At 68.1% G+C, this 25,660-nt stretch carries 27 protein-coding genes and 1 tRNA gene; 11 read left to right on the forward strand and 17 right to left on the reverse strand.

The window, feature by feature from the left end; all coding sequences use genetic code 11:
• Positions 1 to 18 precede the first annotated feature (18 nt).
• Positions 19 to 483 carry a peroxiredoxin gene (locus tag AB0I19_RS25155; protein WP_067487241.1) on the forward strand — a complete coding sequence of 155 codons (465 nt, stop codon included), beginning with the start codon at positions 19 to 21 and terminating at the stop codon, positions 481 to 483.
• A 31-nt stretch (positions 484 to 514) separates the two neighbouring features.
• Positions 515 to 586, forward strand: a tRNA-Val gene (locus AB0I19_RS25160).
• 23 nt (positions 587 to 609) lie between these two features.
• Here the strand turns inward: AB0I19_RS25160 and ligD are convergent.
• On the reverse strand, positions 610 to 1,584 hold the full coding sequence (gene ligD, locus AB0I19_RS25165) for a non-homologous end-joining DNA ligase (protein ID WP_357151665.1): 975 nt from the start codon (positions 1,582 to 1,584) through the stop codon (positions 610 to 612).
• A 78-nt stretch (positions 1,585 to 1,662) separates the two neighbouring features.
• Positions 1,663 to 2,031, reverse strand: a complete 369-nt coding sequence (locus AB0I19_RS25170; RefSeq protein WP_357151667.1) for a hypothetical protein — start codon at positions 2,029 to 2,031, stop codon at positions 1,663 to 1,665.
• Between the two features lie 161 nt (positions 2,032 to 2,192).
• Between AB0I19_RS25170 and AB0I19_RS25175 the strand changes: the two genes are divergently transcribed.
• Positions 2,193 to 3,095 (forward strand): aminoglycoside phosphotransferase family protein, encoded by a 903-nt coding sequence (locus tag AB0I19_RS25175; protein WP_357151669.1) that lies wholly within the window; start codon positions 2,193 to 2,195, stop codon positions 3,093 to 3,095.
• Positions 3,096 to 3,128: 33 nt separating this feature from the next.
• Here the strand turns inward: AB0I19_RS25175 and AB0I19_RS25180 are convergent, their stop codons facing one another.
• The 3 genes from AB0I19_RS25180 to AB0I19_RS25190 form a co-directional block, all read right to left on the reverse strand.
• On the reverse strand, positions 3,129 to 3,398 hold the full coding sequence (locus AB0I19_RS25180) for a hypothetical protein (protein WP_357151671.1): 270 nt from the start codon (positions 3,396 to 3,398) through the stop codon (positions 3,129 to 3,131).
• Positions 3,391 to 3,942 (reverse strand): RNA polymerase sigma factor, encoded by a 552-nt coding sequence (locus AB0I19_RS25185; RefSeq protein WP_357151673.1) that lies wholly within the window; start codon positions 3,940 to 3,942, stop codon positions 3,391 to 3,393. Before AB0I19_RS25185 ends, AB0I19_RS25180 begins: the two co-directional genes overlap by 8 nt.
• Before the next feature lie 150 nt (positions 3,943 to 4,092).
• A complete protein-coding gene (locus AB0I19_RS25190; protein WP_357151675.1) occupies positions 4,093 to 4,854 on the reverse strand; it encodes a methyltransferase domain-containing protein in 762 nt (253 codons plus the stop codon).
• Between the two features lie 119 nt (positions 4,855 to 4,973).
• Here AB0I19_RS25190 and AB0I19_RS25195 point away from each other — a divergent pair, with 119 nt between their 5' ends.
• Together AB0I19_RS25195 and AB0I19_RS25200 are read left to right on the forward strand one after the other, a co-directional pair.
• Entirely contained in the window at positions 4,974 to 5,420 is a 447-nt protein-coding gene (locus AB0I19_RS25195) for an SRPBCC domain-containing protein (RefSeq protein WP_357151677.1), read from the forward strand.
• Between the two features lie 31 nt (positions 5,421 to 5,451).
• Positions 5,452 to 6,339: a ribonuclease Z gene (locus AB0I19_RS25200; protein WP_357151679.1), complete on the forward strand. Its 888-nt coding sequence runs from the start codon at positions 5,452 to 5,454 to the stop codon at positions 6,337 to 6,339.
• Between the two features lie 25 nt (positions 6,340 to 6,364).
• Here the strand turns inward: AB0I19_RS25200 and AB0I19_RS25205 are convergent, their stop codons facing one another.
• A complete protein-coding gene (locus tag AB0I19_RS25205; protein WP_357151680.1) occupies positions 6,365 to 6,769 on the reverse strand; it encodes a hypothetical protein in 405 nt (134 codons plus the stop codon).
• Between the two features lie 275 nt (positions 6,770 to 7,044).
• Between AB0I19_RS25205 and AB0I19_RS25210 the strand changes: the two genes are divergently transcribed.
• Positions 7,045 to 8,709, forward strand: a complete 1,665-nt coding sequence (locus AB0I19_RS25210; RefSeq protein ID WP_357151682.1) for an ABC-F family ATP-binding cassette domain-containing protein — start codon at positions 7,045 to 7,047, stop codon at positions 8,707 to 8,709.
• Between the two features lie 18 nt (positions 8,710 to 8,727).
• On the opposite strand, the gene AB0I19_RS25215 is transcribed toward AB0I19_RS25210, so the two are convergent.
• Positions 8,728 to 9,444 (reverse strand): TetR/AcrR family transcriptional regulator, encoded by a 717-nt coding sequence (locus tag AB0I19_RS25215; RefSeq protein ID WP_357151684.1) that lies wholly within the window; start codon positions 9,442 to 9,444, stop codon positions 8,728 to 8,730.
• A 108-nt stretch (positions 9,445 to 9,552) separates the two neighbouring features.
• Between AB0I19_RS25215 and AB0I19_RS25220 the strand changes: the two genes are divergently transcribed.
• Together AB0I19_RS25220 and AB0I19_RS25225 are read left to right on the forward strand one after the other, a co-directional pair.
• Positions 9,553 to 11,025, forward strand: coding sequence for a DHA2 family efflux MFS transporter permease subunit (locus AB0I19_RS25220; protein WP_357151686.1), 1,473 nt, complete (start codon positions 9,553 to 9,555; stop codon positions 11,023 to 11,025).
• Complete coding sequence (locus tag AB0I19_RS25225; protein WP_357151688.1) at positions 11,022 to 11,561, forward strand: hypothetical protein; 540 nt, start codon at positions 11,022 to 11,024, stop codon at positions 11,559 to 11,561. The genes AB0I19_RS25220 and AB0I19_RS25225 overlap by 4 nt, the downstream gene beginning before the upstream one ends.
• A gap of 59 nt (positions 11,562 to 11,620) precedes the next feature.
• Here AB0I19_RS25225 and AB0I19_RS25230 read toward each other — a convergent pair whose 3' ends face one another.
• Entirely contained in the window at positions 11,621 to 12,148 is a 528-nt protein-coding gene (locus AB0I19_RS25230) for a DUF3145 domain-containing protein (RefSeq protein ID WP_067487208.1), read from the reverse strand.
• Positions 12,149 to 12,249: 101 nt separating this feature from the next.
• Positions 12,250 to 13,065, reverse strand: a complete 816-nt coding sequence (locus AB0I19_RS25235; protein WP_357151690.1) for a serine hydrolase domain-containing protein — start codon at positions 13,063 to 13,065, stop codon at positions 12,250 to 12,252.
• 31 nt (positions 13,066 to 13,096) lie between these two features.
• Here AB0I19_RS25235 and AB0I19_RS25240 point away from each other — a divergent pair, with 31 nt between their 5' ends.
• Positions 13,097 to 14,293 carry a serine hydrolase domain-containing protein gene (locus tag AB0I19_RS25240; protein ID WP_357151692.1) on the forward strand — a complete coding sequence of 399 codons (1,197 nt, stop codon included), beginning with the start codon at positions 13,097 to 13,099 and terminating at the stop codon, positions 14,291 to 14,293.
• Positions 14,294 to 14,383: 90 nt separating this feature from the next.
• Here the strand turns inward: AB0I19_RS25240 and aztD are convergent, their stop codons facing one another.
• The 3 genes from aztD to aztB form a co-directional block, all read right to left on the reverse strand.
• Positions 14,384 to 15,544, reverse strand: coding sequence for a zinc metallochaperone AztD (aztD, locus tag AB0I19_RS25245; RefSeq protein WP_357151694.1), 1,161 nt, complete (start codon positions 15,542 to 15,544; stop codon positions 14,384 to 14,386).
• A gap of 23 nt (positions 15,545 to 15,567) precedes the next feature.
• Positions 15,568 to 16,398, reverse strand: a complete 831-nt coding sequence (aztC, locus tag AB0I19_RS25250; RefSeq protein WP_357151696.1) for a zinc ABC transporter substrate-binding protein AztC — start codon at positions 16,396 to 16,398, stop codon at positions 15,568 to 15,570.
• Between the two features lie 230 nt (positions 16,399 to 16,628).
• Positions 16,629 to 18,602, reverse strand: a complete 1,974-nt coding sequence (aztB, locus tag AB0I19_RS25255) for a zinc ABC transporter permease AztB (protein WP_357151698.1) — start codon at positions 18,600 to 18,602, stop codon at positions 16,629 to 16,631.
• 48 nt (positions 18,603 to 18,650) lie between these two features.
• Between aztB and aztA the strand changes: the two genes are divergently transcribed.
• A complete protein-coding gene (aztA, locus tag AB0I19_RS25260) occupies positions 18,651 to 19,349 on the forward strand; it encodes a zinc ABC transporter ATP-binding protein AztA (RefSeq protein ID WP_357151700.1) in 699 nt (232 codons plus the stop codon).
• Here the strand turns inward: aztA and AB0I19_RS25265 are convergent.
• The 3 genes from AB0I19_RS25265 to AB0I19_RS25275 form a co-directional block, all read right to left on the reverse strand.
• Entirely contained in the window at positions 19,328 to 20,458 is a 1,131-nt protein-coding gene (locus tag AB0I19_RS25265; protein WP_357151702.1) for an NDMA-dependent alcohol dehydrogenase, read from the reverse strand. The two genes, aztA and AB0I19_RS25265, sit on opposite strands and share 22 nt — an antisense overlap.
• Positions 20,459 to 20,561: 103 nt before the next feature.
• On the reverse strand, positions 20,562 to 21,086 hold the full coding sequence (locus AB0I19_RS25270) for a DinB family protein (protein WP_357151704.1): 525 nt from the start codon (positions 21,084 to 21,086) through the stop codon (positions 20,562 to 20,564).
• Between the two features lie 71 nt (positions 21,087 to 21,157).
• Positions 21,158 to 22,198: a phosphotransferase family protein gene (locus AB0I19_RS25275; RefSeq protein WP_357151706.1), complete on the reverse strand. Its 1,041-nt coding sequence runs from the start codon at positions 22,196 to 22,198 to the stop codon at positions 21,158 to 21,160.
• Positions 22,199 to 22,237: 39 nt separating this feature from the next.
• Between AB0I19_RS25275 and pabB the strand changes: the two genes are divergently transcribed.
• Entirely contained in the window at positions 22,238 to 24,289 is a 2,052-nt protein-coding gene (pabB, locus tag AB0I19_RS25280) for an aminodeoxychorismate synthase component I (protein WP_357151708.1), read from the forward strand.
• Here pabB and AB0I19_RS25285 read toward each other — a convergent pair.
• Together AB0I19_RS25285 and AB0I19_RS25290 are read right to left on the reverse strand one after the other, a co-directional pair.
• The gene (locus tag AB0I19_RS25285; RefSeq protein WP_181698009.1) at positions 24,286 to 24,771 is read right to left on the reverse strand and encodes a hypothetical protein; all 486 of its coding nucleotides are present in this window, start codon (positions 24,769 to 24,771) and stop codon (positions 24,286 to 24,288) included. The genes pabB and AB0I19_RS25285 overlap by 4 nt on opposite strands.
• 54 nt (positions 24,772 to 24,825) lie before the next feature.
• Positions 24,826 to 25,611, reverse strand: a complete 786-nt coding sequence (locus tag AB0I19_RS25290) for a carbonic anhydrase family protein (protein WP_357151710.1) — start codon at positions 25,609 to 25,611, stop codon at positions 24,826 to 24,828.
• Positions 25,612 to 25,660 lie beyond the last annotated feature (49 nt).

The following is a 25,660-nucleotide window of genomic DNA, read 5'->3' on the forward strand; positions in this document are numbered from 1 at the left end:
GACGACAGGAACTTCCCTATGCCGCTAGAGGTTGGCACTCTCGCGCCGGATTTCACGCTCAAGGACCAGAACAACCAGCCCGTCACCCTGTCGGACTACCGGGGCAAGAAGAATGTCCTGCTGGTGTTCTATCCGCTCGCCTTCACCGGCATCTGCCAGGGTGAGCTGTGCAAGGTGCGTGACGAGCTGCCCAAATTCCAGAACGACGACGCCGAGATCCTCGCGATCTCCGTCGGCCCACCACCCACCCACAAGATCTGGGCGGCCGAACAGGGCTACCTGTTCCCCCTGCTGTCCGATTTCTGGCCGCACGGCGCCGTCGCCCAGGCCTACGACGTCTTCAACGAGAAATCCGGCTACCCGAACCGCGGCACCTTCGTGATCGACAAGTCCGGATACATCACTTTCGCGGAGATGAACGGCCCCGGAGAGGCCCGTGACCAGGCGGCTTGGGAGAAAGCGCTGGCCGCGCTAGATTCATAACCCGACACCGCCGGTCCCACCGGCGATGCAGGGGCGTATAGCTCAGCGGTAGAGCACTGGTTTTACACACCAGCGGTCGGGGGTTCGATCCCCTCTGCGCCCACATCTTGTCGCACACCACCGCAGTCAGGTGGGCAACCCGATCTCCTCGGGTGTCTTGTCGGTGCGGATCCCGCGGAAACTCGGATGCCGGAGCAGTCCGTCGCCGCTGATCTCGCGGTATTCGATATCGGCGACGAAAACCGGTTCGACCCACCAGGCCGTCCGGGCGACCGGTGCCGGTGGTGGATCGTCGAGCGGTGTCGTCTCGCGGCGTACTTGGTCCAGGGCCGCACGGATGCTGCGGCGGGAGGCGGCGGTGAAGCCCGTGCCTACTCCACCCATGCAGCGCAGCCGACCCTCCGGAGTGTGGCCGGCCAGGACAAGACCGCCGAAGGTCGCGGCATTGGCGCCGTTGCCGGGAACCGCGCCGACGATCACGGCTTCGGTCGTGAGTCGGAGGACGACTTTCGTCCAGGCCGAGGAGCGGCGGCCCGGTTCGTAGATCGAATCGCCGTGCTTGCAGACGATCCCTTCCAACCCGGAGTCCGTCGCCACGCGCAACAGCTCCTCCGCGCTGGTGTCGGTCAGCGACCACATCGGCGGAACCCGTACGCGCGCACCGTCGTCGAGGGTGAGGTCGGCCAGTTCGGCGCGGCGGGTGCGGTAGGCGTCCTCGAACAGCACCTCCTCGTCGACACCGAGCACATCGAAGACGAGATAGTCGACGCGGACCTGCTCGATCAGCGCGGGCGTCGGCCGCTGGACGTGCATGCGCTGCTGCAACCGGGAGAACGAAGGTGCGCCGCGCTCGTCCGGCGCGACGAGTTCGCCGTCGAGCAGCAGGGTGCGTCCATCGGTGATCTCGGTGAGCGCGGCGACGACCTCGGGGTAGGAGGCGGTGATGTCGCGCAGGTTCCGGCTCCACAAGCTGATCCCCGCCGGGGTGCAATGGGCGATCGCGCGCACGCCGTCCCATTTCATTTCCGCGCACCAGCCGCCTGGCGGCTGCGGTGGCCGTCCGGGTTTGGCCAGCATCGGTGCCGGGACCGTGAACCCCACATGATCAGCCTATTCCGGGCGTGGTCCGGGCTCCGCTCACGCGGCGGATCCTCGGCGCGTCCGACCAGCCCGAATCCGCTATCGACCGGTCGGCAGGGCACGGTGGGCGGCACGGAGGAGGAAGGCTGTCGCGATTGTCGCGCCCGCCAGTCCGGCCATGACGATTCTCGCGATCCAAGGCCCATAACTGATTGCCGCCACACAGCCGAGCGTCACGAGGACGCCGACAGCGAACAGCATCACAGCCGCCCTGCCGATTCCTGCGGTCTTCCCACGCAGAACCTGCTGGGAGGCGAACAGCAGGCCAAGGCCCGCCAGCCCGGGAACGGCACCCACCACGCAGATCATCAGCAGATACGGCGAGTCGAGCCCGGCCACGATCGCCCGCGACGAACAGGCCAGCAGCACCGCTCCGAGCGCACACCCGGCCGCCCCCGCAGTCCACATTGCTCGACGAACCTCGGAATCGGCGACATTCGAGGTGCTCGCTCGGACGTCATCGACCTGACCCATCTCGAACCCCCACAGCAGCGCGATCAGCGACAGGGGCGTAACCGAGCCCCACAGCCGACCGTACCGGCCTACGGTGAACCCGTGGAGGCACCGAGATGATCGAAATCCCCGACGCTTTCGCGCACGAGACCATCGGACGCGAAGGTGCGCCGGGCCGCGCCTGGATCACCTCGCTCCCCCAACTGCTCGATGACCTGCTGCAACGCTGGTCCTGCAGACCGGACGGCCCACTGATGCACGGAAATGTCGGGGTCGTGCTGCCTGTGGCCCACACACACCACCCGCCCGCGGTCATCAAGGTGTCCTTTCCCCACCCCGGCAACGACTTCGAGGCCGACGCCTTCGACACGTGGAACGGCGCGGGCGCGGTGCGGCTGTTCGAACGCGACACCGCGCACTATGCGATGTTGCTGGAGCGCGCCCCGGGCGGAGCGCTGTCCGAGGTAACCGACTTCGACGAAGCCTTGACCGCCCTGGGCGAACTGTCGTGGCGGCTGGCCGTCGAAGCCCCGCCGGCTCTCCCGCGCCTGAGCCGCCTGGTCGCCGAATGGCCGGACGAAATAGCGGCTACCGCAGCGGAAATGGGCAATCCGCTGCCTGGTCGCGTCATGGGTGCCGCTCTTGCCACTCTGCGAGAGCTCGGCCCGGACCAACCCGAAACGCTCGTCCACGGCGACCTCCACGACGCCAATGTCCTGCGCGGCGACCGCGAGCCCTGGCTGGCGATCGACCCCAAGGGCTACGTCGGTGACCGTGCCTACGACACGATCACCGTGATCCGCAGCTACCGTTTCGCTCCCCTGCTGTTCAGCGCTGACCCGGCGCGTGGCCTCCGTCGCGGCCTCGACATGTATTGCGAGGCAGCCCGGATCGATCGTGTACGGGCACGCCGGTGGGCGCAGGTGCGAGCGGTGAGAGCCGCGCTGTGGGGACGACAGCACGGTGAGCCGGATTGGGTGGTGCAGGTCACCGACCGGCTCGCCGAGATGCTCGTCTGATCTCGGCGCGACCCTTCGCATGGTCGGCGGGTACTACACAGCCGTCTTCGCGACCGTGAGTGTGCACTGCCCGTTGTCGCACGAGCGGCGGAGTCGCCCCCGCGAGAGGGTTTGGGCCAGGCCGATGGCCCAGCACATCGGGCATCCACGCAGCGCGATGAGGCCGACGGGTAGCAACAGCAGGCTGATCGCACCGATGAGGGGCAGCAGGGCGATCGAGCCGATCAGTGCGCCGAAGCCCACGGCCCCACGCGTCAGGTGGCGGGGCAGTGACGCGCTGGCGAAGTCGGGTTGGTCAGACATTCTTCCCTCCGGGAGGTGCATCAGACTCGAGTGCTTGGCGCACCGACGCGCGGGCACGGTGCAGGCGCGATTTCATCGCGGTGGTGCTGAGGCCGAGCGCGTCCGCGACGATGCGTCCGCTGAGGCCTTGGATATCGCGCATGATCAGGACCTGGCGCTGGTCGTCGGGCAGGGTGGCGACGGCGGCCGCCACCCTCGCCGCTTCCAGGCGACGCAGCACTTCGTCCTCGGCGGAGGCCGTCACAGTGACTTCCGTCGGTGGGTGCTGCGGCCTGATCCGCGCCCGACGCAGGCATTCGTTGCGCACGATCCGGAACATCCACGACGCCAGCGCCCCCGAGGCCCGCAGCATCCCGATCTTGCGATACAGGATGACGAGGGCTTCCTGAGCCGCGTCCTCCGCGTCTTCCGGTGTGGCACAGAGGGTTCGGGCGAAGCGCTGAATGTTCGGGTAGGAACCCGACACCAGCGCGGCGATCGAATCCACGTCCCCGTCGCGGGCGGAGACGATCAGTTCCTCGGCAGCCCAGCGCGAGTCAGTCACGCCCGGCCCGTTTGCGCCGCAGGACGTACACGCACGTGCACATCAACACCAGGCCGACGACGATTCCGGTTCCGACGATCACAACAACCTCCGTTTCGTCCCCGCACGGTGCGCGGACACCTATAAGAGGTGCGGGACGCGAAAAAGGATTCACGGCCGTTTCGCGGTGACAATCCATGCTCGCGAATCGAACAACACGCCCTGGTCGGTTTCGTGCGCGGTGAGCACCTCCCGCAGCCGTGCGCGGGCCTGCTCGCCGTCGGCCGGTTCGAGGCTGTCGAGATAGGCACGGAATCCGGTGAGCAGATGCAGGTTGCTGTAGGCGGCCGCACCGTCGGCCCCCAGGTACACCGGCTCGTGCACCTCACTGAAGCCGATATCGGTGAAACCCGCTGCGGTCAGGACGGATTCGGTGACCGAGGGGTCGGCCAGGGAGAACGGCCCCGGCCCTGGCTTCGCCATCGACGCGACGAGATCGCTGCGGAACACCGCCACCCACTCGTTGCGCTCCCCGCCCTGCCACACCATCGCCACCAGCCGCCCGCCAGGCCGCAACGCCCGCCCGATATTGCGGAACGCCACCACCGGATCAGCGAAGAACATCACCCCGAACCGGCTGATACACAGATCGAACGCCCCGGCGGCGAATGGATGAACCTGAGCATCGGCGACCTCGAACTCGACATTGCCCAGCCCCTCCTCCACACTGATCCGCCGAGCCTGTTCGACCATCACCTCCGACACGTCGACCCCGAGCACCTCCCCCTCCACAGCGTCCCGCGCCGCCTCCCGCGTCGTACCGCCCGCGCCACACCCGATATCGAGCACCCGATCCCGCACCCCCACCCCCGCCGCCGCCCGCAGATGCACATTGTGCAACCGCAACTCAGCGTCGTAATCGAACAGTTCCATCCCGACCTCCCTTGGCTGCCGAGCCGCGCGTTCACCGGCCGACCATCCCATCTCACCACCGCCCACGTGCGTACGCTGGCCACCATATGGCCACGGCCGAAACGCACAGGGGGCATCCGATGAGCACCGACAACGAACTCGACCCGTCCCAGGTCGAGTTGGGCAGGTTCTATCCACAAGCCCTCGACCAGGTGTGGCAAACGCTCACCGAACCGGCGCTCATCGAGCGATGGCTGATGGCGCCCGTCGGTTTCGAGCCGCATCCGGGGACGCATTTTCTGCTCATGATCCCGGTGCAACCGCCCGCACAGGTCGCCTGCGAGGTCATCGATGTTGTGCCGGGCAAGTCGATGACCTGGAGCTGGACGGACATGCGCGGCCCGGAACCGGCACGCTGGATCGTCACTTGGGAGTTGCGAGCTCAGGGCCGAGGGACGCGATTGTTGTTGACCACCAGCGGTTTCGATATCACCGACAAGCGGCAGCGAATGCAACGGAACAATCTCGAACGAGGTTGGCGGCAGGTGTTGACGAAGCTCGGTGAGGTCGTCGGGGAATCGACGTGACAGTGAGGGCGGGAGCGGCGAGGATGGGGCGATGTCGACACGGGAGTTGATCGTCCTCGGGACGGCGGGGGCGGTGCCGACTCGTCGCCGCAATCACAACGGGTATCTGTTGCGGTGGGATGGGCGGGGTGTGCTGTTCGACCCGGGTGAGGGGACGCAGCGGCAGATGGCGCATGCGGGGGCTTCGGCTACCGAACTGCACTGGTTGTGTGTGACCCATTTCCATGGGGATCATTCGCTCGGCGTGCCGGGGATCGTGCAGCGGCTGGGGCGCGACGGCGTTCCGCACGATGTGCACGCCGTGTTCCCGGCCGAGGGCATCGAGTACTGGGAGCGGCTGAAGTTCGCGACGAGCTACTACGGTTCGCCCAGTCTCGTCGAACACCCGGTGAGCGGTGCGGGAGAAACTTTGCAGGGCAATGGTTTCAGCCTGACCGCCCTGCCGCTGTCGCACAGCATCCCCACCTACGGATACCGCCTGGCCGAACCGGATGGGCGCACATTCCTGCCCGAGAAATTGCGCGAACACGGCATCTCCGGGGCCGCTGTGCGGGAGCTGTCGGGCCCGTTGCTCGAGGAGTGTTCGGCGCCGAGACCGGGCCAGAAGGTCGCCTTCGTGATGGATACCCGCCTGTGCGACAACGTCTTCGAGCTGGCAGCGGATGTGGACATGCTCATCATCGAATCCACCTTCCTGGATTCGGAAACCGAGCAGGCGCACGAACGCGGGCATCTCACCGCACGTCAGGCGGGCGAGGTCGCTCGTTCGTGTGGGGTGAGAACACTTGTGCTCACCCACTTCTCGGAGCGCTACACCGCGGCCGACGATCGAACGTTCCTGGAACAGGCCGACTTCCCCGGCGCCGTCCTCGCCCACGACCTCGATCGCATCCCCCTTCCGGCCCGCCGCACGCCATGAACGGCGGGTCCGGAAGGCGGCCCTGCTAGAAGCTGCCGGTCGACGGCATCGAGCTCGGCACGTTCACGGTGACCAGTTCGGAGAACGCGAACTCGGCACCGTTGACGCACCCACCGCGCGCGGTGATCGTGGAACCGGGCTCGAGCCCCTCGAGCGAGGTGGTGACCGTTTCGCCTGCATCGGCCAGCGACTCCGGCGAACCGTTACCGAAGAACGCGTGGTTGTTCTCGGGTCCGATCCCGGCCTCGGCCCAGCACTGTCCCCGGTCGTTCGGGTTGTGCAGGGTGGCGGTGACGGTGCCCGCGGCGGTGCCGGTGAAGGTCACCTGCGGGGCGACGAACGGCGTCGCCGCACCGGCGGGTGCAATGGACCCGAAGGCCACGGTGGCCGAGGCGGCCAGTACGAAAGCTGCGGAAATTTGTCTGTTCATCACACGTTTGATGCTGCCGCACAACACTTTTCGGCACAAGGAAACCGGTGCCACCACAACTGGGGTCTGGCCGTGCCGGAAATCTCGTTGGCAGCGCGGGCACGGGTCGGTATCGTCGCTGACGTGTATACAGGCACCGCGATGATGAAGCCCTGGTCGCTCCGCTGACGGCGGCGACCGGCATTCCATCCCCCTTCTGACGCCGCCGTCCCGGGTCATCCGCCGGGCGGTCTCCTCGCGCTGCCCGGCTCCTTTCTCGAGCCGCGGAGTTCTCTGTGCCTACTTCTCCTTCCCTGCCCGCTGGTGCGCATGCCCACCTCCGGGCCGCATCCGTCCATGTCACGCTCGGCTCACGTCCGGTGTTGACCGACGTCTCCGTCACCGTCTCCGCTCGTTCGCGCTTGGCGATCGTCGGCGAGAACGGGCGTGGCAAGACCACCTTGCTGCATGTTCTCGCCGGTCTGCTGAACCCTGACAGCGGTTCGGTCAGCCGGGTCGGCACCGTCGGCGTCGCCGAGCAGAACATCACCGTTCACGCGGGCGAGACGGTCGGCGACCTGGTCGCCGAAACCATCGAACCGGCCCAGCGTGCCCTACGCGATCTGGACGCCGCCACCCTGCTGCTCACCGTGGACGCACCGGGCGCCGACGACGCCTACGCCACGGCCCTGGATGCCGCGACCAGACTCGACGCCTGGGACGCCGAACGGCGCGTCGACATCGCCCTGGCCGCCTTGAACGCCTGCACCGACCGATCCCGCCCACTGTCGACATCGTCGGTGGGACAACGCTATCGAGTCCGTTTGGCCTGCCTGCTCGGCGCGACCAACGACATCCTGCTCCTGGACGAACCGACGAACCACCTCGACCGCGCGGGACTCGATTTCCTCACCGACCGTCTGCGCGCCCACCCCGGCGGCCTGGTCGTCGTCAGCCACGACCGCGCCCTGTTGCGCGCGGTCGCCGAGGAGTTCCTCGACCTCGACCCGAGCCCCGACAATCGACCTCAGCTGTTCGCCGGTGGCTATGCCGGTTGGCAGGAGGGCAGACGCCGTGCCCGAGACCGCTGGGAACACGACTACGAAGAACAACTCGCCGAGCGCGCACGACTGCGGGAGGCGGTGGACGGTGCCCGCGACCGGCTCAGCACCGGGTGGCGCCCGGACAAGGGCCACGGCAAGCATCAGCGTCAATCACGAGCCCCCGGCCTGGTCCAGATGCTGAAACGCCGTCAGTCGGACCTCGACGCCCACACCATCACGGTTCCCGAACCTCCACTGCGCCTGCGCTTTCCAGAATTCCCGGTCCGCCGAGGAACACCAGCGCTGCGGTGCGAAGGCATCACCGTCCCCGGCCGCCTGAACGCACCGATCGACCTGACTCTCGAAGCAGGCGACCGCCTCCTGATCACCGGCCCCAACGGCGCGGGCAAATCCACCCTCCTCGCGACGCTGGCCGGAACGCTTGCCCCAGCCACAGGTGCTGTCCACCCCCACAGCACGACGCGCATCGCGCTACTCGGACAGGAAGTACCCGAATGGGACCCCACCGCGACAGCAGGCGACATCTACGCCCGCCACACCCCGGACGGCGCCCGCTCCCTGACCAGCTTCGGCCTGCTGGAGAAACAAGCACACCGCACGCCCCTCGGGCGACTCTCACAGGGCCAGCAACGCCGCCTCCACCTGGCCGTCGAATTGGCCGCCGACCCCACGGTCCTGCTCTGCGACGAACCGACGAACCACCTCTCGACGGCCCTGGTCGACGACCTGACCACCGCACTCACGACCACTCCCATCACCGTCGTGGTCGCCACTCACGACCGTCAGATGCTCGCCGACCTGGCGGATTGGCCACGCCTGCGACTACCCGACGCGGCCGGCGAGGAGGTGTCCGAGGACCCACCGCGTCGACACGCGATACGGGTCAAGGCGCGATGACCCCTCGGCGACGGCGTCTCAGCGAGGCAGTTTCGTGGCGATGCCGTCGAGCAAGCAGTCCAGCCCGAAACGGAACTGCCAGTCGGCGGTGTCCTGGTTGGAACCGCCGACGAGGTAGTCGACCAGGTGGGGGTGGCGGCCGGTGGCGGTGAGTTCGGCCATGTAGGGGTGGTAGGCGCTGCGGACGTCGTCGTCGCTGGTCCAGCCGCGGCGCGCCATCGACTGGCGCTGGGCTACCTCCGCGGCGGCCGCGCCGTGGGTGAAAGCGGTGACGCCTGCCAGCATCGCCATTTTCGCGTCGACATCGGCATCGACAGTGTCCATGGAGGCGAGGACCTGTTCGGCGATATCGGCCATGCGCGGGGTGAGTACGCCGGGCAGGCGCGCGAAGATCTGCACGAGCCAGGGGTGACGCAAGGTGATCTCGCGGACCTGTTCGGCGTAGGCCCCCAACGTTTCCCGCCAGTTGTTCGCCGTGGCGGGCAGGGTGATGTCGGCGTGGACGGTGTCGACCATCAGTTCGAAGAGGTCGTCCTTGCCGGAGATGTAGCGGTAGGGCGCCATCGCGGTGACGCCTAGGTGCTCGGCGAGTTTGCGCATGGACAGGGCGTCGAGACCGTGCAGGTCGGCCATTTCGATGGCGGCGGCCGCGAGGCGGTCATGGCTCAGCGGAGCGCGTTGCTCGGCGGGCGAGCGACCGAGTCGCTCCCAGATGGTCCCATCCGCTTTCGCCAAGGCTCACTCCTTCGGGGTCGCTGTCCGGCTCACCCTAACAGTCTTGTGTACACCGCAATCTTGGGTCTACGTTGTACACACAGTCTACGCCGTACACAGGAGTTGGGCATGTCGATCGAACCCGCAACCACCCTGGAGAAAGGCCCTCCCGCCCGGATATTCGCCGCGATGAGCGGGCTTGTCATTGCCTTCCTCGTCGCCAATCTCGACTTCACCATCGTCGGCACCGCGCTGCCCGCCATCGCGGGTGAACTGGGCGGGCTCGCGGATCTGTCGCTGGTCGTCACCTCGTTCGCGCTCACCACGGCGGTGACCACACCGATCTGGGGCAAACTCGGCGACCTCTACGACCGCAAGTACGTCTTCATCGCCGCGTTCACAATCTTCCTGATCGGGTCCGCGTTGTGTGGGGCGGCACGGAACATGCCGCAGCTCATCGGGTTTCGCGCGCTTCAGGGTCTGGGTGCGGGTGGGTTGCTCGTCGGCGGGATAGCGATCGTCGGCGTGCTGTTCCCGCCGCGACAGCGGGCGAAGGTGCAGGGGCTGATGGCGGTCATCATGCCGCTCGCCATCGTGAGCGGGCCGCTGATCGGCGGGTGGTGCGCCGACAGCATCGGGTGGCGGTGGGCGTTCTACCTGAACCTGCCGCTCGGCGCGGTGGCCTTGATCCTGCTGGTGACGCAACTGCGGTTGCCGCCGAGCACCCGGAAATCCGTGCGCGTGGACGTGGTCGGGATGGCGGCACTCAGCGTGTGCATCGTCGGTATCACCGTGCTCGCCTCGGCAGGCGGCCGCACATGGGCGTGGGCCTCGCTTCCGGTGCTGCTGCTGTTGCTGGTCACGACTGCCGGTGCGGTGTTCTTTCTGCGCTGGGAGCGGCGGGCGAGCGATCCGGTTGTTCCGCCGACGCTGTTCGGCCACCGAAATTTCACGATCGCCGTGGTGCTCGGATTCCTCAGCGGCCTGGTGATGTTCGGCGCGGTGACCTTCCTGCCGCTCTATCAGCAGATCGCGCAGGGACGTTCGGCCACCGGCTCCGGGCTGCTGATGCTGCCGCTGCTCGGCGGGATGCTGGTCGTGGCTCCCCTGGTCGGGGCGGCGGTATCGAAAAGCGGGCGGTTCCGGGTGTATCTGGTCGTCGGCGCGGCGGCGATGACCCTAGGTATGGCCGTCTTGGCGTCACTGGACGTCGACAGTGGATGGTTGCCGGTGGTCACCGGAATGCTGGCGACGGGTGCGGGCATGGGGTGTTTCATGCAGCTCACCGTTGTCATCGCGCAGAACAGCGTCGGCCTCGACGACATCGGCGCGGCAGGCGCCACCGCCATGCTGGCCCGCAATCTCGGTAATTCCCTCGGCATTTCCCTGCTCGGCGCACTCTACGCACGACACCTGACCGGGCTGGGCGACCTCGAGCACACCGACCTCGCGACTCTGCCCGAACCGGTCCGCGACGCTCTGCGCGCCCCGGTCACCGCGGGCGTCACCGATGCCTTCCTGGCAGCGGGTCTGTGCGCTGCCCTCGCCTTCGTCGTCGCCTGCTTCCTGCGCGACGACCTCACCGATATGGAGCAACGATGAACCACCCCGATCTCGCCGGTATCGTCCTCACCCGCCACCAGGTCGACGACCCCGAACACCAGCAATCCGTGGCTGCACGGCTCGCCGAGCGCGACCTGCCACCCGGACTGGCTGCCCTCACCGTTCTCCTCGACCTGCGCGGCACCGCCGTACTCACCCAGGAACTCTGGACGATCCCACCCACCGCCGCCACCGTGTTCCGCCCCCGCCACAGCCTGATCTTCGACCCCGACGGCACCCCCGCCTGCACGGTCGTCACCACCTTCACCTTCCCGACCGACCGTGATGCCGCGGCCTGGACCGATCTCCTCGCCGAAGCACTCCGATCCCACCCCGTCGAAGGCCTCCTCGCCCAGCACCTCTCGACACACGGCGATTCGGTCCTCAACTGCTCCGACTGGACCGCACCGGAAGCGCATCAGGCCTTCATCGAGAACACGTCGGACACAGCCGCATGGCACCGAGTGAGCAACTATCCCGGCCTCACCCACGGTCCCGGCGCGCGCTGTCGCATCTACTGCCCCAGCGAGTTCTAATCGAAGATGCTGTGGGACATGGTGTGTGACGGCCTCGGAACAGAGGCCGGAATGCGGGCTCAGCCGACGTGGCGGCGCAGCCAGGTGACTTCGGCGCCGGTGCAGTCGGTGCCCTGACGGAATGCTTCGAGGTCTTCGTCCCAGGCGGTGCCGAGGGCGCGGTCGATTTCGGCACCGAGGTCGAAGGTGCTCAGTTCGGTGGCGGCTTGGAGGAGGGCGCGTAATCGCATTTCGCCGAGCATCACGTCGCCGTTGGCGCCGGTGGAGCCGTGCCAGAGGCCGAGGGCGGGGACGAAACTGTAGCGTTCGCCGTCCACGCCTTCGCTGGGGTCCTCGGTGACTTCGAACCGCAGGACCGGCCAGGCACGCAATGATTGGGCTATCCGGGCGGCGGTTCCGACGGGGCCGATCCAGTCGCCGCTGGCGCGCAGCTGTCCGTCGGCGGGCTGCGCGGTCCAGCGCAGTTTCGCCGGCGTGGAAAGCGCGGTGGACAGTGCCCATTCGATGTGCGGGCACAACGCGGCGGGCGAGGAGTGGATGTAGACCACACCTGCCGTCGCGTCAGCGAACTGACTCGATGCGCGCACTACCAACACCTCCAGCCTCGACAAGGAGCGTCTTCCCCAACGGTCCGTCGGACTGGTGTGGTGCGAGTGTAGGCGAAGTGAGCGATGTTGCGGGTGTTACCTCACTGCGTGTTATGTGTCTCTGCGATCACGGAATCACTAAATTTCGGCCACGCGGTTCTTGCCCAGTCGCCGAAATTCTCGTCGCTCAAACCGATCGTGGCTACCCCTATTTCGGGGTCGACCCACAGGAACGTCCCGGACTGACCGAAGTGCCCGTAGGTGCGCGGCGAATTGGAATGACCGGTCCAGTGCGGGGTTTTCCCGTCGCGAATTTCGAAGCCGAGACCCCAGTCGTTGGGCCGCTGGGAGCCGTATCCGGGCAGCACTCCGTCGCGGTCGGGGAATTGCACGGAGGTGGCCTCGTCGAGTGTTTGCCGAGATATCAATTCGGGTGTCAGCAACTCGGTGGCGAATAGCGTCAGGTCACGAAGGCTCGCGCGTCCCGCATGCCCCGCCGACCCTTCCAGAACCGCGTCGCGCATGCCGAGTGGTTCGAATACCGCCTCGTGCAGATAGTCCGGAAAGTGGATGCCCGTGCTTTCGGTGAGGAAATCGGCGAGCAGTTCGAATCCGGCACTCGAGTAGATGCGTCGGGCACCCGGTTTCGCGATCACCTCCGGTGTGGCGAAGGCCACACCGGATGTGTGGGCCAGCAGATGCCGCACGGTCGATCCGGGCGGGCCCGCGGGCTGATCCAGTTCGATCGCGCCCTCCTCGACGGCGACCAGGGCCGCGTAGGCGACGAGGGGCTTGGTGACCGAAGCCAGCCGGAACACCCGGTCGAGTTCACCGGTGGTGTCGACCCCGTCGACGGTGACCACGGCGGCCGCGGCGTGCGCCACCGGCCACTGCTGAACCTGCTCCAACGAACGCATATCCGGCAGCGTAGCTACGATCGACGACACCATGAGTCCCGCACCATCAGTTCACGGCGACGTGGCGGCCGGTTTCGGCCCTGTCGCCGATGCTTTCCGCCGCAATTTCACCTCCCACGGCGAGATCGGCGCCGCCGTCGCGGTCTACGCGGGCGGCGAACCGCTGGTCGACCTGTGGGCGGGCCATCGCGACCGCGCGCGTGCGGTTCCCTGGGAGCGCGACACGATCGTCCCGGTGTTCTCGTCGTCGAAGGGCATGTCGGCGTTCACCATCGCCACCGCCGTCTCGCGCGGACTCCTCGACTACGACGCCCCCGTCGCGAAGTACTGGCCGGAGTTCGCCGCGCACGGCAAGGACCGGATCACCGTGCGCCAGCTGATCGATCACCAGGCCGGTCTGTCGGGCCTGGACCGGGTCGTGAAGCTCAGCGAACTCGGTGACCGCGAGAGCCTGGCCGCTCTGCTGGCCGCTCAGAAGCCGATGTGGGAACCGGGCACCCGGCACGGCTATCACGCGCTGACTCTCGGCCTGTACCAGAGCGAATTGCTGCGCCGCGTGGATCCGGCGGGGCGCAGTCTCGGTCGTTTCTTCGCCGAGGAGATCGCGGCGCCGGTGGGCGCCGACCTGTTCATCGGGCTGCCCGAAGACGAGTCCCTGGACCGCGTCGCCCAGCTGTCGGCGACCAAGGGCCTCGACATCCTGCGCTACGAACTCGCCGACATCCCGCTGCGCATCGGCGCGGAGGTGTACGCCAAACGTGGGCATTCCTATGCGGCGCTGACCAATCCGCGCCCCGGCGCCCCCGCCCGTGCCACTCGTCGCGAGTTCCTCGGCATCGAATGGCCCGGCATGAATGGCGTCGGCAACGCCCGCGCGCTGGCCCGCGTCTACGGCGCGGCGGCCGGACGCACCGGCGCGCTCCCCCTCAGCGACGACGTCCTCGACCTGCTCGCCGCCCCGACCGTCGACTCCGTCCCCGCCGCCGATCTGGTTCTGCACACCAAGAGCCGCTACCACCTGGGTTTCCGCAAATCGCGCGGCAGTTTCCGCTTCGGCTCCGACAAACGCGCCTACGGCACGACCGGCCTCGGTGGCTCCTTCGGATTCGCCGACCCCACAACAGGTCTCGGCTTCGGCTACACCATGAACCGCCTCGGCATGGCCATCCTCGACGACGTCCGCAGCCGCAACCTCCGCACCGCCGTCCTGGACTGCGCCACACGCTGAACCTGAACAGACGATCACCACGCTCTGGTGGCGGCATCGGTCGAGAGCCGAACGCCACCAGAGCGTGGTGATCTTGATCGCGAGTATCCGCTAGTGGGCGGAGACCCCGTTGATCTCGTTGGGCGCGGCGGGCAGGGTGACCGACTGGGTGATCTTGCCCTCGGCGAGGTCGACGCGGTGGACCTGCTTGGTCGCCGGTTCGGTGACGTAGGCGATGCCGTCACGGACGTAGAGCGTCGGGCGCGCGTCCTGCCATTCGAGCGGTTCCTGCCAGGCACCGGTCACCGGGATCGTGCGGGTGACCGCGCCCGCGACCGGGTCGATGACGTGGAGCTTGCCGTCGGTACCGAGCACGAGCGCCTCACCCTGCGGGCCGCGGCCCAGCGAACGGAAGGAGTAGCTGGTGCCGATGTCGACCAGGCGCAAGCTGCCGTCGGCGGTGTTGACCAGCGAGATCTTGGTCGGCCGTTCGAGTTCGGCCTCCTTGTCCTGCTTGTAGTCGCCGAGCACGATCGGGGAGGCTTCGCTGCCCGACATGTTGCCGATGCGGCCGTAGGGGGTCGGGCTGGTCACCTTGGTGATCTTGCCGTCGCGGTAGACCACGGCACCGGTCTGGCAGCCGACCACCACGGCCTCGTTCTGGGCGGTGGCCTCACCGTGGACGCCGGGGCAGTCCTCGTTGCGGGCGATCTCCTTGCGGTCCTTGTCGAGGGCGACGAGACCCACCCGCGCATCCTCGGTCCCGAGGGTGACCAGCAGGTTCCCGTTACTCAGTTCGACAGCGACACCGTGGTGGGCGGCGGCCGCCTTGTACACCTCGGTGGGCTTGCCGCTGTCGATCTTGTCGGTGTCGACGACGGTCACCTCACCGGTTCCGTCGGCGAACAGCACGGTCTTGCCGGCGTGCCGCACGACGTGGCCGGGCTTGCTGGCGGCGTACTCGGTGCCGGTGAATTCCGCCTTGCTGGCATCGAACACCCGGAAGCTGTCCTTGACGGTCACCATCAGGTGGTCGTCGTCGCCCGCGGGGTTGAGCCGGTTGAAGCCCTCGAGCTTCACCTCGCCTTCCTGGGCGAGCGTCAGGCCGTCGAGGACGTAGATGCCGCCGTCGTAGGTGAGGGCGATCGGTTCGGCGCCCGGGGCGTGGTCGTGGGTTTCGACGTCGTCGCTGCCGCAACCACTGAGCGCTACCACCGAGGCGAGCGCCCCGGACATGGCCACCATCGTGGTGGCCCGTGACCGACTGTGCATGTCGTGCTCCATCTCTTGTTGAATTACGTTGTCGGCCCGGATAAACCGCGGGCGATGGCCTCGGTGTTGGCGCGCGCCATCTCGAGATAGGTCGCGGCGCCGCCGCCGGGCTCGGTGAGCGATTCGGTGTGCAGGGCGGCGACCTGCACCTGCAGGCCCGCGTGCTCGGCCAGGACGCGCGAAAGACGGTCGGGCGCGGCCGAATCGGCGAAGATCGTGTGCACCCCGGCGGTGCGGATGGCGGTGGCGAGGTCGTCGAGATCCGAGGCGCTCGGGGACGCGAGGGTGGTGCCGCTGGGGATCACGGCGCCGATCACGGTGAACCCGAATCGCTGTGCGAGATAACCGAAGACGTGGTGGTCGGTGACCAACTGCCTGCGTTCGGGTGGGATCGCCGCGAACCGGTCGGTCATCCACCGGTCAAGCTGCTCGAGTTCGCTCACGTAGCGGGCGGTGTTGGCGCGCACGGTCTCGGCGTCGATGCCGTCGACCCGCGCGATGACTTCGGCGCTGATCGCCTCGACGGCTTTGCGCACCCGCGCCGGGTCGGTCCAGAAATGCGGATCGGGCTGCCCGGCGGATTCGTCGGAGGTGTAGGTGATCGGGTCGGTCCGCTCGGCCACCGCCAGCGTCGGCACACCTGCCGAGGCGGCCGCCTGCACATGCCGGGCCACGCCTTCCTCGAGGCCGAGGCCGTTGTGCACGACCAGTGCGGATCGTTCGATATCGGCGGCCTGACGTGCGGAGATGCCGAACGAATGCGGATCGGTCCCCGCTTGCATCAGCACCGTCACCTCGGCGGTGTCACCGACGACGGCCTTGGTCAGGTCACCGAGGATGTTGGTGGTCACCATGATTCCGCTGCGGTCGCCGCCGGTACCGCAGGCGGTGATCGAAGCGAGGAGCGCGATGACGACGAGCGCCAGGCCTGCGATGCGTGGAGCGCCCCGGAATCCAGTCCCCGGCGCGACTCGTGACCGTCGAAACGCGCCGTGCCGACCGAGCACCGAGCGGGATGCGCGTGCAGCGGCCTGGTGGTCGCCACCTCCCCGCGTGGCTTGGGCGCGAATCTTTCCTTCGTAACTCACAGACCTGTCTCCACCAGCAGCGAAGGCGCGATGTCCACAGGGAAGGTGCGCGCGATTCGGAGGTTGTCGTTGTAGGCGATCTCGTGCACTGTTCGGCCACGAATGTCGTTGATATAGGCGCGGTTCGGGTCCATCTGAATCACCGGCCGGCCTTCGATCGGCCCGGTCAGTGCGACACGTGCGGTCTCCGAACCGGTTTCGGGGTCGAGACCGTGCAGCACACCGTCGCGGGTGAGGACGAGCACCGCGGACCCCTCACCGGCCGTGTTCACCGCGACCGCGTCGGCGATCGGGGTGTGCTTCCAGGTCTTCTTGCGAACATCGAGGGTCCACACACCGGTGCGTCCGGCGAGCGCGGTCAGCGTCGTGCTGCCGGGTCGATGCGTGAACGCGGTCGCCCGATCAGCGGCGGGCTCGGGGTAGGCGACCTTCTCGGCGACGAACGCACCGTCACGCTGGGCGACGACCAAAGCACCGTCGGCACAACCGAATACGACTCCACGCCGGGTGACGGCCTGACCGCGCGGCTGCGGGCACGAGCCGGCCAGTGGCTCACCAGCCGCACCGTCGCGCCCGCGCACATCCACTCGCCCCGCGCCGTCGGCGACGATCAGCTTCTCGCCGTACGGCAGCGCGATGCCGTCGATGCGGTGCGGTTCACGGACCTGCCCGTCACCGAGCGCCACCCGATCGAACACCAGCGTGGCGCCGGAATCGAGCACCACCGTCGACACCGCCGGATCACCGTATGCGGCGACAACTCCACCCGGCGCCGCGATGCTGCCGACTTCACGCACCGGGGCGCTGTAGTAGTGGCGGTGATCGGCGTGGTCGACGGTCCATCCTCCGCTGTCGACCACCCGCACCGACCCACCGGCACTCAGGAATCCGAACCGACCGTCGCCGACCAGGGCCGAGGCCTCTGGCGCAGCGGCATTTTCGCGTCCGGCGAGCGTGGTGACCTGCTCGGTCAGCAGATCGATCACCCGGATGTCACCGGTGGCCGGATCGCTCACGACCAGCCGGGTCTGTGTCTCGCTCATCTCTTCTGCCCCGGCGACATACCCGTGCGGCGGCTCCTCGACGATCACCGGTTCGGTCGCACCACACCCCGCCACCGACACCGCGGCCAACGCGGCGACACCGACCTTCCCGAACCGCTCCCGCAGCGCCGAGACGACCGCCGACACGAAGAACGATCCGACCGCGACGGCGGCGATCGTCGCCCCGGCCGCCGTACCCGCGTGCCACGAGACGACAAGCCCGGCAGCGGTGGAGAACCCACCGATCAGCGCGGCGAGCACCATCACCACCGGAATCCGGTCCGACCAGTACACGGCGGCGGCGGGCGGCGCGATGAGCAGCCCGAACACCAGCAGCGTGCCGACCACGTGGAAGGAGGCGACGATGGCCAGGGTCACCAGACCGACGAGCGCGACGTGCGCCGCCTTCGGATGTAGTCCGAGCGTGTGCGCCTTGCGCGGATCGAAGGTCAGCGCGACGAAAGCCCGGTGCCCGAGCACTGCCACGACCAGCGCGAGCCCGACGGCGGCAACGAGATACCACAGGTCGACGGTGCGCACCGCGAGCACATCACCGAACAGGAATCCGGTGAGGTCCACGGCGAAGGACTGCGACCGCGACACGATGATCACACCGGCCGCGAGCATCCCGACGAACAGCAGCCCGATCGCGGTATCGGCCGCGAACCGCTTGCTCCGCGACAGCACCGACACACCGAAAGCCATTGCGGTGCAACTGATCGCGGCGCCCACGATGAGATTGCCGCCGAGCAGCGCCGCCACCGCGACACCGGGCAGCATGCCGTGCGCCATCGCGTCACCGAGAAAAGCCATGCCGCGCACCACCACCCACGTTCCGGCGAGGGCGCACACGCAGGACACCAGCAGTCCGCCCCACAGCGCCCGCTGCACGAATGCCACCTCGAACGGGGCGATCAGCCACTCCATGGCAACGGACGATATACTGAAAACGATTATCGTTTCAAACGAGGTGAGATGCAACACACAGCAGACCCGGCCATCCGTATCGAGGACGTCAGCGCCGGCTACGGCCGCATGCCCGTGCTGTCACAGGTGACGGCGTCGATCCCGCGCGGACAGGTCACCGCGATTGTCGGACCCAACGGTTCGGGGAAATCGACGCTGCTCGGCGTCTTGGCGGGCACGGTGCCCGTCCGGTCGGGCACGGTGCACCGCGAGACCACCCGGCGACCCGCCTTCGTGGTGCAGCACACCGCGATTCCCGCGGCGCTGCCGATGACGGTGCGCGAGGCGGTGGCGATGGGACGCTGGGCGCATCGGGGATTGTGGCGGCGGCTCACGAAGGCCGACCGCGAGATCGCGCGGGCCTGCCTGGAGCGGATGGACCTCACCGCCCTGGCGACCCGGCGCCTGGACACGCTCTCGGGCGGTCAGCGTCAGCGCACACTCCTGGCCCAGGCGTTGGCGCAAGAGTCCGATCTGGTCCTGCTCGACGAGCCGGCGACCGGACTGGACGACGCCGCGCGCGCCGAGATCTCGGGTGCGCTCACCGAGATCGCGGCCGGTGGGGTCACCGTGGTGCAGGCAACCCACGACCCGGCCGAGGCGGCACGCGCCGATCATTGCCTGCAGTTGCGCGACGGCAGGATCCTCGCCGGGGGTACACCCGGCGAGGTGCTGGGAATCGTCGGTTACCAGTCGGCTTCGGTGTAGCGGATGATGCCGCGAATGTTCTTGCCGTCGAGCATGTCCCGGTAGCCCTGGTTGATCTCCTCGAGGGAGTAGCTGCGGGTGACCATGTCGTCGAGATTGAGCTGACCCGCCTTGTACAGCGACAGCAGCCGCGGCGCGTCCTGGCGGGCGTTGCCGCCGCCGAAGATGCAGCCCCTCACCGTCTTCTGCAGCATCGAGAGCAGGAAGCTGTTCATCTTCACCTCGCCCGCGTCCATGCGGCCCATGGAGGTGACGACGAGCGTGCCCGCCTTGCCGGTGAGGATCAGCCCTTCCTCGATGTAGTCGCCGTGCATCTCACCCATGGTGAGGATGACCTTCTCGGCCATCCGGCCCTCGGTGGCATCCATCAGCGGCATGATCGCGGCGGCCATGCTCTCGTAGGTGTGGGTGGCGCCGAACTTCTGCGCCTGCTCGCGCTTCCACGGATTCGGGTCGATGGCGACGACTTTCGACGCGCCACTGAGCACCGCGCCCTGCAGCGCGCTCATCCCGACGCCGCCGATGCCCGCGATCACCACGGTCTCGCCCGGCTGGACCTGCGCCACATGGGTCGACGACCCGAAGCCGGTCGGCACGCCGCACCCGACCAGGCAGGCCACCTCGAACGGGATGGTCGGATCGATCTTGACCACCGAGGTGTGGTGCACCGTCATGTAGGGGGCGAAGGTGCCGAGCAGGCACATCGGGATGACGTTCTCGCCGCGCGCCTGGATGCGGTACGTGCCGTCCGAAATCGCCTGTCCCATCAGCAATCCCGCACCCAGGTCACACAGCGCCATATTCCCGGACACACACGACGGACAACGTCCGCAGGCCGGGATGAACGAAAGGATGACGTGGTCGCCCACGGCAAGATCGCTCGGGCAGTTCGGCCCGAGCTTGGTGATCACACCCGCGCCCTCGTGGCCACCCATCACCGGGTAGCCGGGCATCGGGGTGGCACCGGTGACGATGTGGTGATCGGAGTGGCACATGCCCGCCGTTTCCATGCGGATCTGCACCTCCCCCGACACGGGGTCGCCGACCTCGATCTCCTCGACCGACCATTCCTGGTCGACGCCCCACAGGATCGCGCCCTTCGTCTTCATTACGATCGACCTCTCGCCAAGCAGTGCCTCGTTGTGACTGCTCCCACCCTACGAAGTTTCGGCCGATTCTGGAACACGTTCTAGAAATCTGGTGAAGATTTCTCTATCCGCGCACGTCGTGGACGTGGTGCTCGAGGTCGTGCAGGAAGTATCGACCCAGCGAGGCCACCGTGAACAGCGATCCGTCGCTGCGGGCACCGCGCCAGTCGAGCCGATCCGAGGGTGCGGCGGCGAAGGCGGCGGCCACCTGTTCGGCAGCGGCGGACAGCTCTTGCGCGACCGCCGCCGGGTCCTGCTCGTTGTAGCGGTCGGCGACGGCCGTGGCGTCCTGATCCCAGTTCGCGAATCGCGGCGCCGTCGCGCCGTCACCGTCCAGCATCAGCGCGAGCCGGGTGTCGAAGATCCGGCAGACATCGCGCACGTGGGCGGCGTATTCGAGGACCGACCAGGTCTGCGCGTCGGGCCGCACGCGCGCGTCGTCGCGGTCCAGCGCCGCGGCGATGTGTGCGGCAGCGGCCCGCGTCCGGTCGGGCACCTGTTCGAACGCGATCGACGCGGCGTCGTATCCACACTCGGCGCAGGGCTTTTCGAGGACCCAGGTCCAGTCCTTGGTATCAGGCACGATCATGCCGCCAAGGCTATGGCGTCGCAATCTTGACGTCCATTGATATCCAGCCAATGATCGTCGAGATCCGGGCATCAATCGATGAGCTTGCGCGCCTTCTCGAAGAGTTCGAGGGTCACCGCGTGCAGGAAGTCGCCCACCTGTTTGGGCGCCTTGCCCGCGAAGGCCCTGGCATGGGTGCCTTCGAGCACGATGCCGAGTTTGAAGCAGGCCAGCACCTCGTACCAGGTGACGGCGCGCAGGTCGCGGGCGGAGAATTCGGCGTAGTGCCGGATCATCTCCTCGGGTGTCGGCAGGCCGCCGACGGTACCGAGGGTGCCCATCAGCCCGGCGCCGACGGTGCCCGGTTCGGGGCGGGTGGCCAGTTGCCAGCCGAGGTCGAGCAGGGGGTCGCCGATGGTCGACATCTCCCAGTCGACCATGGCCGCCACCTCGGGGCCGTCGTAATCGAACATCATGTTGGCCAGGTGGCAGTCGCCGTGCATAATGCCCGGCGACGGGTCGGCGGGACGGTTGCGGTCGAGCCAGTCACCGATCCGCTCCACGTCGGGGATCTGTGGGCCCGGGTAGCCCTCGTTGGCGGCGTAGGTGTCGAGTTCGCGCAGCCAGCGCGGCACCTGACGTTCGAGGAAGCCCTCGGGGCGGCCGTAGTCGGCGAGGCCGAGCGCCAGGTAGTCGACAGTGCCGAGGCGCGCGATGGCCTCGACCGCCGACAGCCCCATCCGCCTGCGGATCTCCGGGTCGTTCGCATGCAGGTCGGGCAGTTCGGTCTGCGGATTGAAGCCGCGGATGGGGTCCATCAGGTAGAAGACCGCGCCGAGGACCGAGGGGTCGGTGCACGCGGCGATCACCCGTGGGGCGCGGATCTCGGTGCCGTCCAGCGCGGTGAGCAGGCGGGATTCGCGGGCGATCACCTCGTTGCTCTTGGCCCGCAGGTGTTCGGGTCCACGGCGCAGAACGTATTCGCGGCCGCCCCGGGTGAAGCGGATCATGATGTTCTGGGTGCCGCCGCCGATCGGGCTGACCTCCCCGATCGTGTCGCCGGGTAAGCCCTGCTCGTCCATCCAATGTCCGAGCGCCACGAGATCCGGTTGCGAAACAGCCATGGCGCACATTCTGCCCCGAACCGCGCCCGGCGTAGGGTTTTGGCCACGATGCGCACGCTGTTGATCGATAACTACGACTCGTTCACCTACAACCTCTACCAGCTCATCAGTGAGGTCAACGGGAGCGAGCCCGTCGTCGTGCGCAACGACGAGGTGGGCAGCGTGGGCGAACTGGGCCTCGACCGATTCGACAATGTCGTGATCTCGCCGGGACCGGGCCGTCCCGATCGGGCCAGGGACATGGGGATTTCGACGGCGGTGCTCGAGCAGGCCGAGCTGCCCCTGCTCGGGGTGTGCCTCGGACATCAGGGCATCGTGATCGGGGCGGGTGGACAGGTCGGTCGCGCACCCGAGGCACGGCACGGGTACCTCGACCGGGTCGCCCACGACGACCGGGACCTGTTCGCCGGGTTGCCGCAGGACTTCACGGTGGTGCGCTACCACTCACTGGCCGCGCTGCGACCGCTGCCCGACGTGCTCGAGGTGACGGCGACGACGGGCGACGGTGTGGTGATGGGTGTGCGGCACCGCGAGCGACCGCAGTGGGGTGTGCAGTTCCATCCGGAGTCGGTGTCGAGCGAGTTCGGGGCCGCGCTGTTGCGCAATTTCGCCGATCTCACCAAGGCTCGGACCCCGGTGGCCGCGCCGGTCGTCGTGCGCGGCCCCGAGGTGCCGTCGGATCCGCCGACGAGACGGTTCGTGCTGCGGCACAACGTGATCGAACGAGCGATCGATACCGAGGCGATCTTCCTGCGCTGCTACCGCGACTCGGCGACCGCGTTCTGGCTCGACAGCGAACACGTCGAACCGGGTCTGGACCGGTTCTCCTTCCTCGGCGACGCGGCGGGACCACACGCCGAGATCGTCGGGTACCGGGTCGGCGACGGCGCCGTCACGGTGACGGATGGCGCCGGCACCCGAACCGTCGCGGGCACCGTACTCGACTACCTGGACCGCGAGCTGCGTGCCAGGCACTGCGAAACACCGCTGCTGCCTTTCGATTTCGCGGGCGGTTATGTCGGTTATCTCGGCTACGAGGTGAAGGCCGACTGCGGGGCGCGGGCCGTGCACCGCTCCCCCACCCCGGACGCGCAGTGGATTTTCGCCGATCGGTTGGTCGTGGTCGACCACGTGGCGGGCCGAACCCATCTGCTCGCTCTCACCGATCCGGGTAGCGAAGCGGCCGGTGCGGATTGGCTCGGTACCACCGAGTCCGCCCTCGCCGACCTGCCGACCTGGAAGAACCCCGTCGACCTGCGTGTGCGTGCCGATCCCGACGCGGTCCAGGCGCATCTCGTGCGCGGCCGCGACCGCTATCTGGCCGATATCGCGGTGTGCCAGGAGCGGCTGCACGCGGGCGAGTCGTACGAGATCTGCCTGACCGACGCGGTGGTGGTCGCGGCGGGCGAGGACGACGGCCTGGCCTTCTACCGCCGCCTGCGCCGCTGCAACCCCGCGCCCTACGCCGCCTACCTGCGGTTCGACGGTCTCGAGGTGGCGTGCTCGTCGCCGGAGCGGTTCCTCAAGGTCGACCGGGACCGGGTGGTGGAGAGCAAGCCGATCAAGGGCACCGCACCGCGTGGCCGGACACCCGCCGAGGACGCGCGGTTGCGTGACGCGCTGGCCGCCGATCCGAAGACGCGCGCCGAGAACCTGATGATCGTCGACCTGTTGCGCAACGATCTCGGGCGCGTGTGCGAGGTCGGTTCGGTGCACGTGCCCGCGCTCATGGTCACCGAAACCTATTCCACCCTGCACCAATTGGTGTCGACTGTCCGCGGCACCCTGCGTCCGGGGGCGGGTGTGGTCGACTGCGTGCGCGCCTGTTTCCCGGGTGGGTCGATGACCGGGGCGCCGAAACTGCGCACCATGGAAATCCTCGACGAGCTGGAAACCCGGGCTCGCGGGATCTATTCGGGCACCATCGGCTTCCTCGGGCTCGGCGGGACCGCCGACCTCAATATCGTCATCCGCACCGCCGTGCGCCACGACGACGAGTGGACCATCGGCGCCGGCGGGGCGATCGTGCTCGATTCCGACGCCGAGGACGAGTACGCCGAGATGGTCCTCAAGGCCGCGGCGACCTTCCGGGCCCGCTAGCGACGTCGGCGCTTCTCCGGTTCCGGTGGTGGTTCCTCGCCGCCGCGCCCGGTGAAGCGGCCGATCAGACCCACGCCCGGCAGTTTCGCGAGGGCGCCGAACAGGTCCTCACCCAGCGAGATCATCGCCTCGAGGCGGGGCAGCAACCGGTCGTAGGTGGCGAATACCGGGTCGGCGAGGGCGAGCGTGCGGTCGAGGCGGTCGATGGTGCTGTTGAGCCGGTCGACCGCGATCGACAGGTTCTCCACCAGATCCGGCAGCTGCGCGGCGAGTTGCGCCGAGGCCGGTGGCAGCCGGACCGCCGCGTCGAAGGCGTAACCGGCCGTCTGCTGCGCCGCGTCGATGGCCTGCCCCGCCGCCGACTGTGCCGCGCCGACCGCCGCCTGCGCGGCCGACAGCAGATCGGCGCCCGGCACCCTGCGCGCCTGCGGCGGCACCGGTGGTGGTTGCGGCGTGCGCCCCCGCTTCTTCGGGTTCGTCATGCCTCCACTGTGCCCCACGGCGGGCTCGTGCGCAGGGAGGAGCCGCCGTGTCCGTCAGTTCTGTCCGGCCAGCACGACCGGTCGACCGAATCGCGGTTGCACCGGGCGGTTGGTGTGTGGGAACAGCGCGCGATAGTGCTCCACGTCGGCGATCGCGACCGGCGCGGGTTCGCGCAGCACGATCCAGCGCACCCCTTCGGTGCAGGGCGGCGTGGTGAGCGATCCCTCGTAGCGGAACTGGGCGAACCCGGTCGGCAGATACGCGCGCGGATCGATGCTCGTCACCGTCCTGGTGGCACCCACCCGATCCGGTGCCGCCGCGAGTACCGCCCCCAGCGGCGCCGAGTCCGGCTGCGCGCGCAACAGCACGGCGAGTACCGCGAGCCTGCCTGCCCGGTCCGCGTGCACGAAGTGCAGCTCCATCGCCGCTTCCGCCCCGTCGACGGTGTGCTCGCTCGGCAGATGGAAATGGAACTGGGTCAACTCGAACGCGCTCCCGTCGACGACGATGCGGTTACCCGAGCCGGGCGCCACATTCGCCTGGATCGTGTGCCCGTTGTTCACCACCTCCACCGAGGGCATCGGCCGGTACTCGATCTCGATGTGCTCGTCGGGATGCAGTTCCGTATGGGCGGGCAGATCGATCGGCGACTGCGCGTGCCCACTGCGGCAGGTCACGAACCGGCTGTCCAGATCGGCCCAGTGGTCGGGCCCTTCCGCGTCGTAATCCCAGTGCACGTCGCTGTGCGCCGCCTGCCCCGACCCTCCGCACCCCGCCACCGCGAGCAGAGCGAGCGCGGCCAGCGCTGCCCGCCGGGTGAGTAGATGACCATTCGACATACCGACCAGCTCCTCGTCAGCTCGGCCGTCGGCACCGAACGCGGCGGCC

This window comes from Nocardia sp. NPDC050413, from assembly GCF_040655475.1.
Classification (GTDB): Bacteria; Actinomycetota; Actinomycetes; order Mycobacteriales; family Mycobacteriaceae; genus Nocardia; species Nocardia coubleae.

Coding starts and splice junctions, on each gene's coding strand:
- AB0I19_RS25265 (WP_357151702.1), bottom strand. CDS start 20,458: ATGAAGACGAAGGGCGCGATCCTGTGGGGCGTCGACCAGGAATGGTCG.
- AB0I19_RS25275 (WP_357151706.1), bottom strand. CDS start 22,198: ATGTGCGCCATGGCTGTTTCGCAACCGGATCTCGTGGCGCTCGGACAT.
- AB0I19_RS25220 (WP_357151686.1), top strand. CDS start 9,553: ATGTCGATCGAACCCGCAACCACCCTGGAGAAAGGCCCTCCCGCCCGG.
- pabB (WP_357151708.1), top strand. CDS start 22,238: ATGCGCACGCTGTTGATCGATAACTACGACTCGTTCACCTACAACCTC.
- AB0I19_RS25200 (WP_357151679.1), top strand. CDS start 5,452: ATGTCGACACGGGAGTTGATCGTCCTCGGGACGGCGGGGGCGGTGCCG.
- aztB (WP_357151698.1), bottom strand. CDS start 18,602: ATGGAGTGGCTGATCGCCCCGTTCGAGGTGGCATTCGTGCAGCGGGCG.
- AB0I19_RS25195 (WP_357151677.1), top strand. CDS start 4,974: ATGAGCACCGACAACGAACTCGACCCGTCCCAGGTCGAGTTGGGCAGG.
- AB0I19_RS25290 (WP_357151710.1), bottom strand. CDS start 25,611: ATGTCGAATGGTCATCTACTCACCCGGCGGGCAGCGCTGGCCGCGCTC.
- AB0I19_RS25170 (WP_357151667.1), bottom strand. CDS start 2,031: ATGTGGACTGCGGGGGCGGCCGGGTGTGCGCTCGGAGCGGTGCTGCTG.
- AB0I19_RS25155 (WP_067487241.1), top strand. CDS start 19: ATGCCGCTAGAGGTTGGCACTCTCGCGCCGGATTTCACGCTCAAGGAC.
- AB0I19_RS25180 (WP_357151671.1), bottom strand. CDS start 3,398: ATGTCTGACCAACCCGACTTCGCCAGCGCGTCACTGCCCCGCCACCTG.
- aztA (WP_357151700.1), top strand. CDS start 18,651: ATGCAACACACAGCAGACCCGGCCATCCGTATCGAGGACGTCAGCGCC.
- AB0I19_RS25190 (WP_357151675.1), bottom strand. CDS start 4,854: ATGGAACTGTTCGATTACGACGCTGAGTTGCGGTTGCACAATGTGCAT.
- AB0I19_RS25175 (WP_357151669.1), top strand. CDS start 2,193: ATGATCGAAATCCCCGACGCTTTCGCGCACGAGACCATCGGACGCGAA.
- AB0I19_RS25240 (WP_357151692.1), top strand. CDS start 13,097: ATGAGTCCCGCACCATCAGTTCACGGCGACGTGGCGGCCGGTTTCGGC.
- AB0I19_RS25205 (WP_357151680.1), bottom strand. CDS start 6,769: ATGAACAGACAAATTTCCGCAGCTTTCGTACTGGCCGCCTCGGCCACC.
- aztD (WP_357151694.1), bottom strand. CDS start 15,544: ATGCACAGTCGGTCACGGGCCACCACGATGGTGGCCATGTCCGGGGCG.
- AB0I19_RS25285 (WP_181698009.1), bottom strand. CDS start 24,771: ATGACGAACCCGAAGAAGCGGGGGCGCACGCCGCAACCACCACCGGTG.
- AB0I19_RS25270 (WP_357151704.1), bottom strand. CDS start 21,086: ATGATCGTGCCTGATACCAAGGACTGGACCTGGGTCCTCGAAAAGCCC.
- AB0I19_RS25235 (WP_357151690.1), bottom strand. CDS start 13,065: ATGCGTTCGTTGGAGCAGGTTCAGCAGTGGCCGGTGGCGCACGCCGCG.
- AB0I19_RS25225 (WP_357151688.1), top strand. CDS start 11,022: ATGAACCACCCCGATCTCGCCGGTATCGTCCTCACCCGCCACCAGGTC.
- aztC (WP_357151696.1), bottom strand. CDS start 16,398: ATGGTGACCACCAACATCCTCGGTGACCTGACCAAGGCCGTCGTCGGT.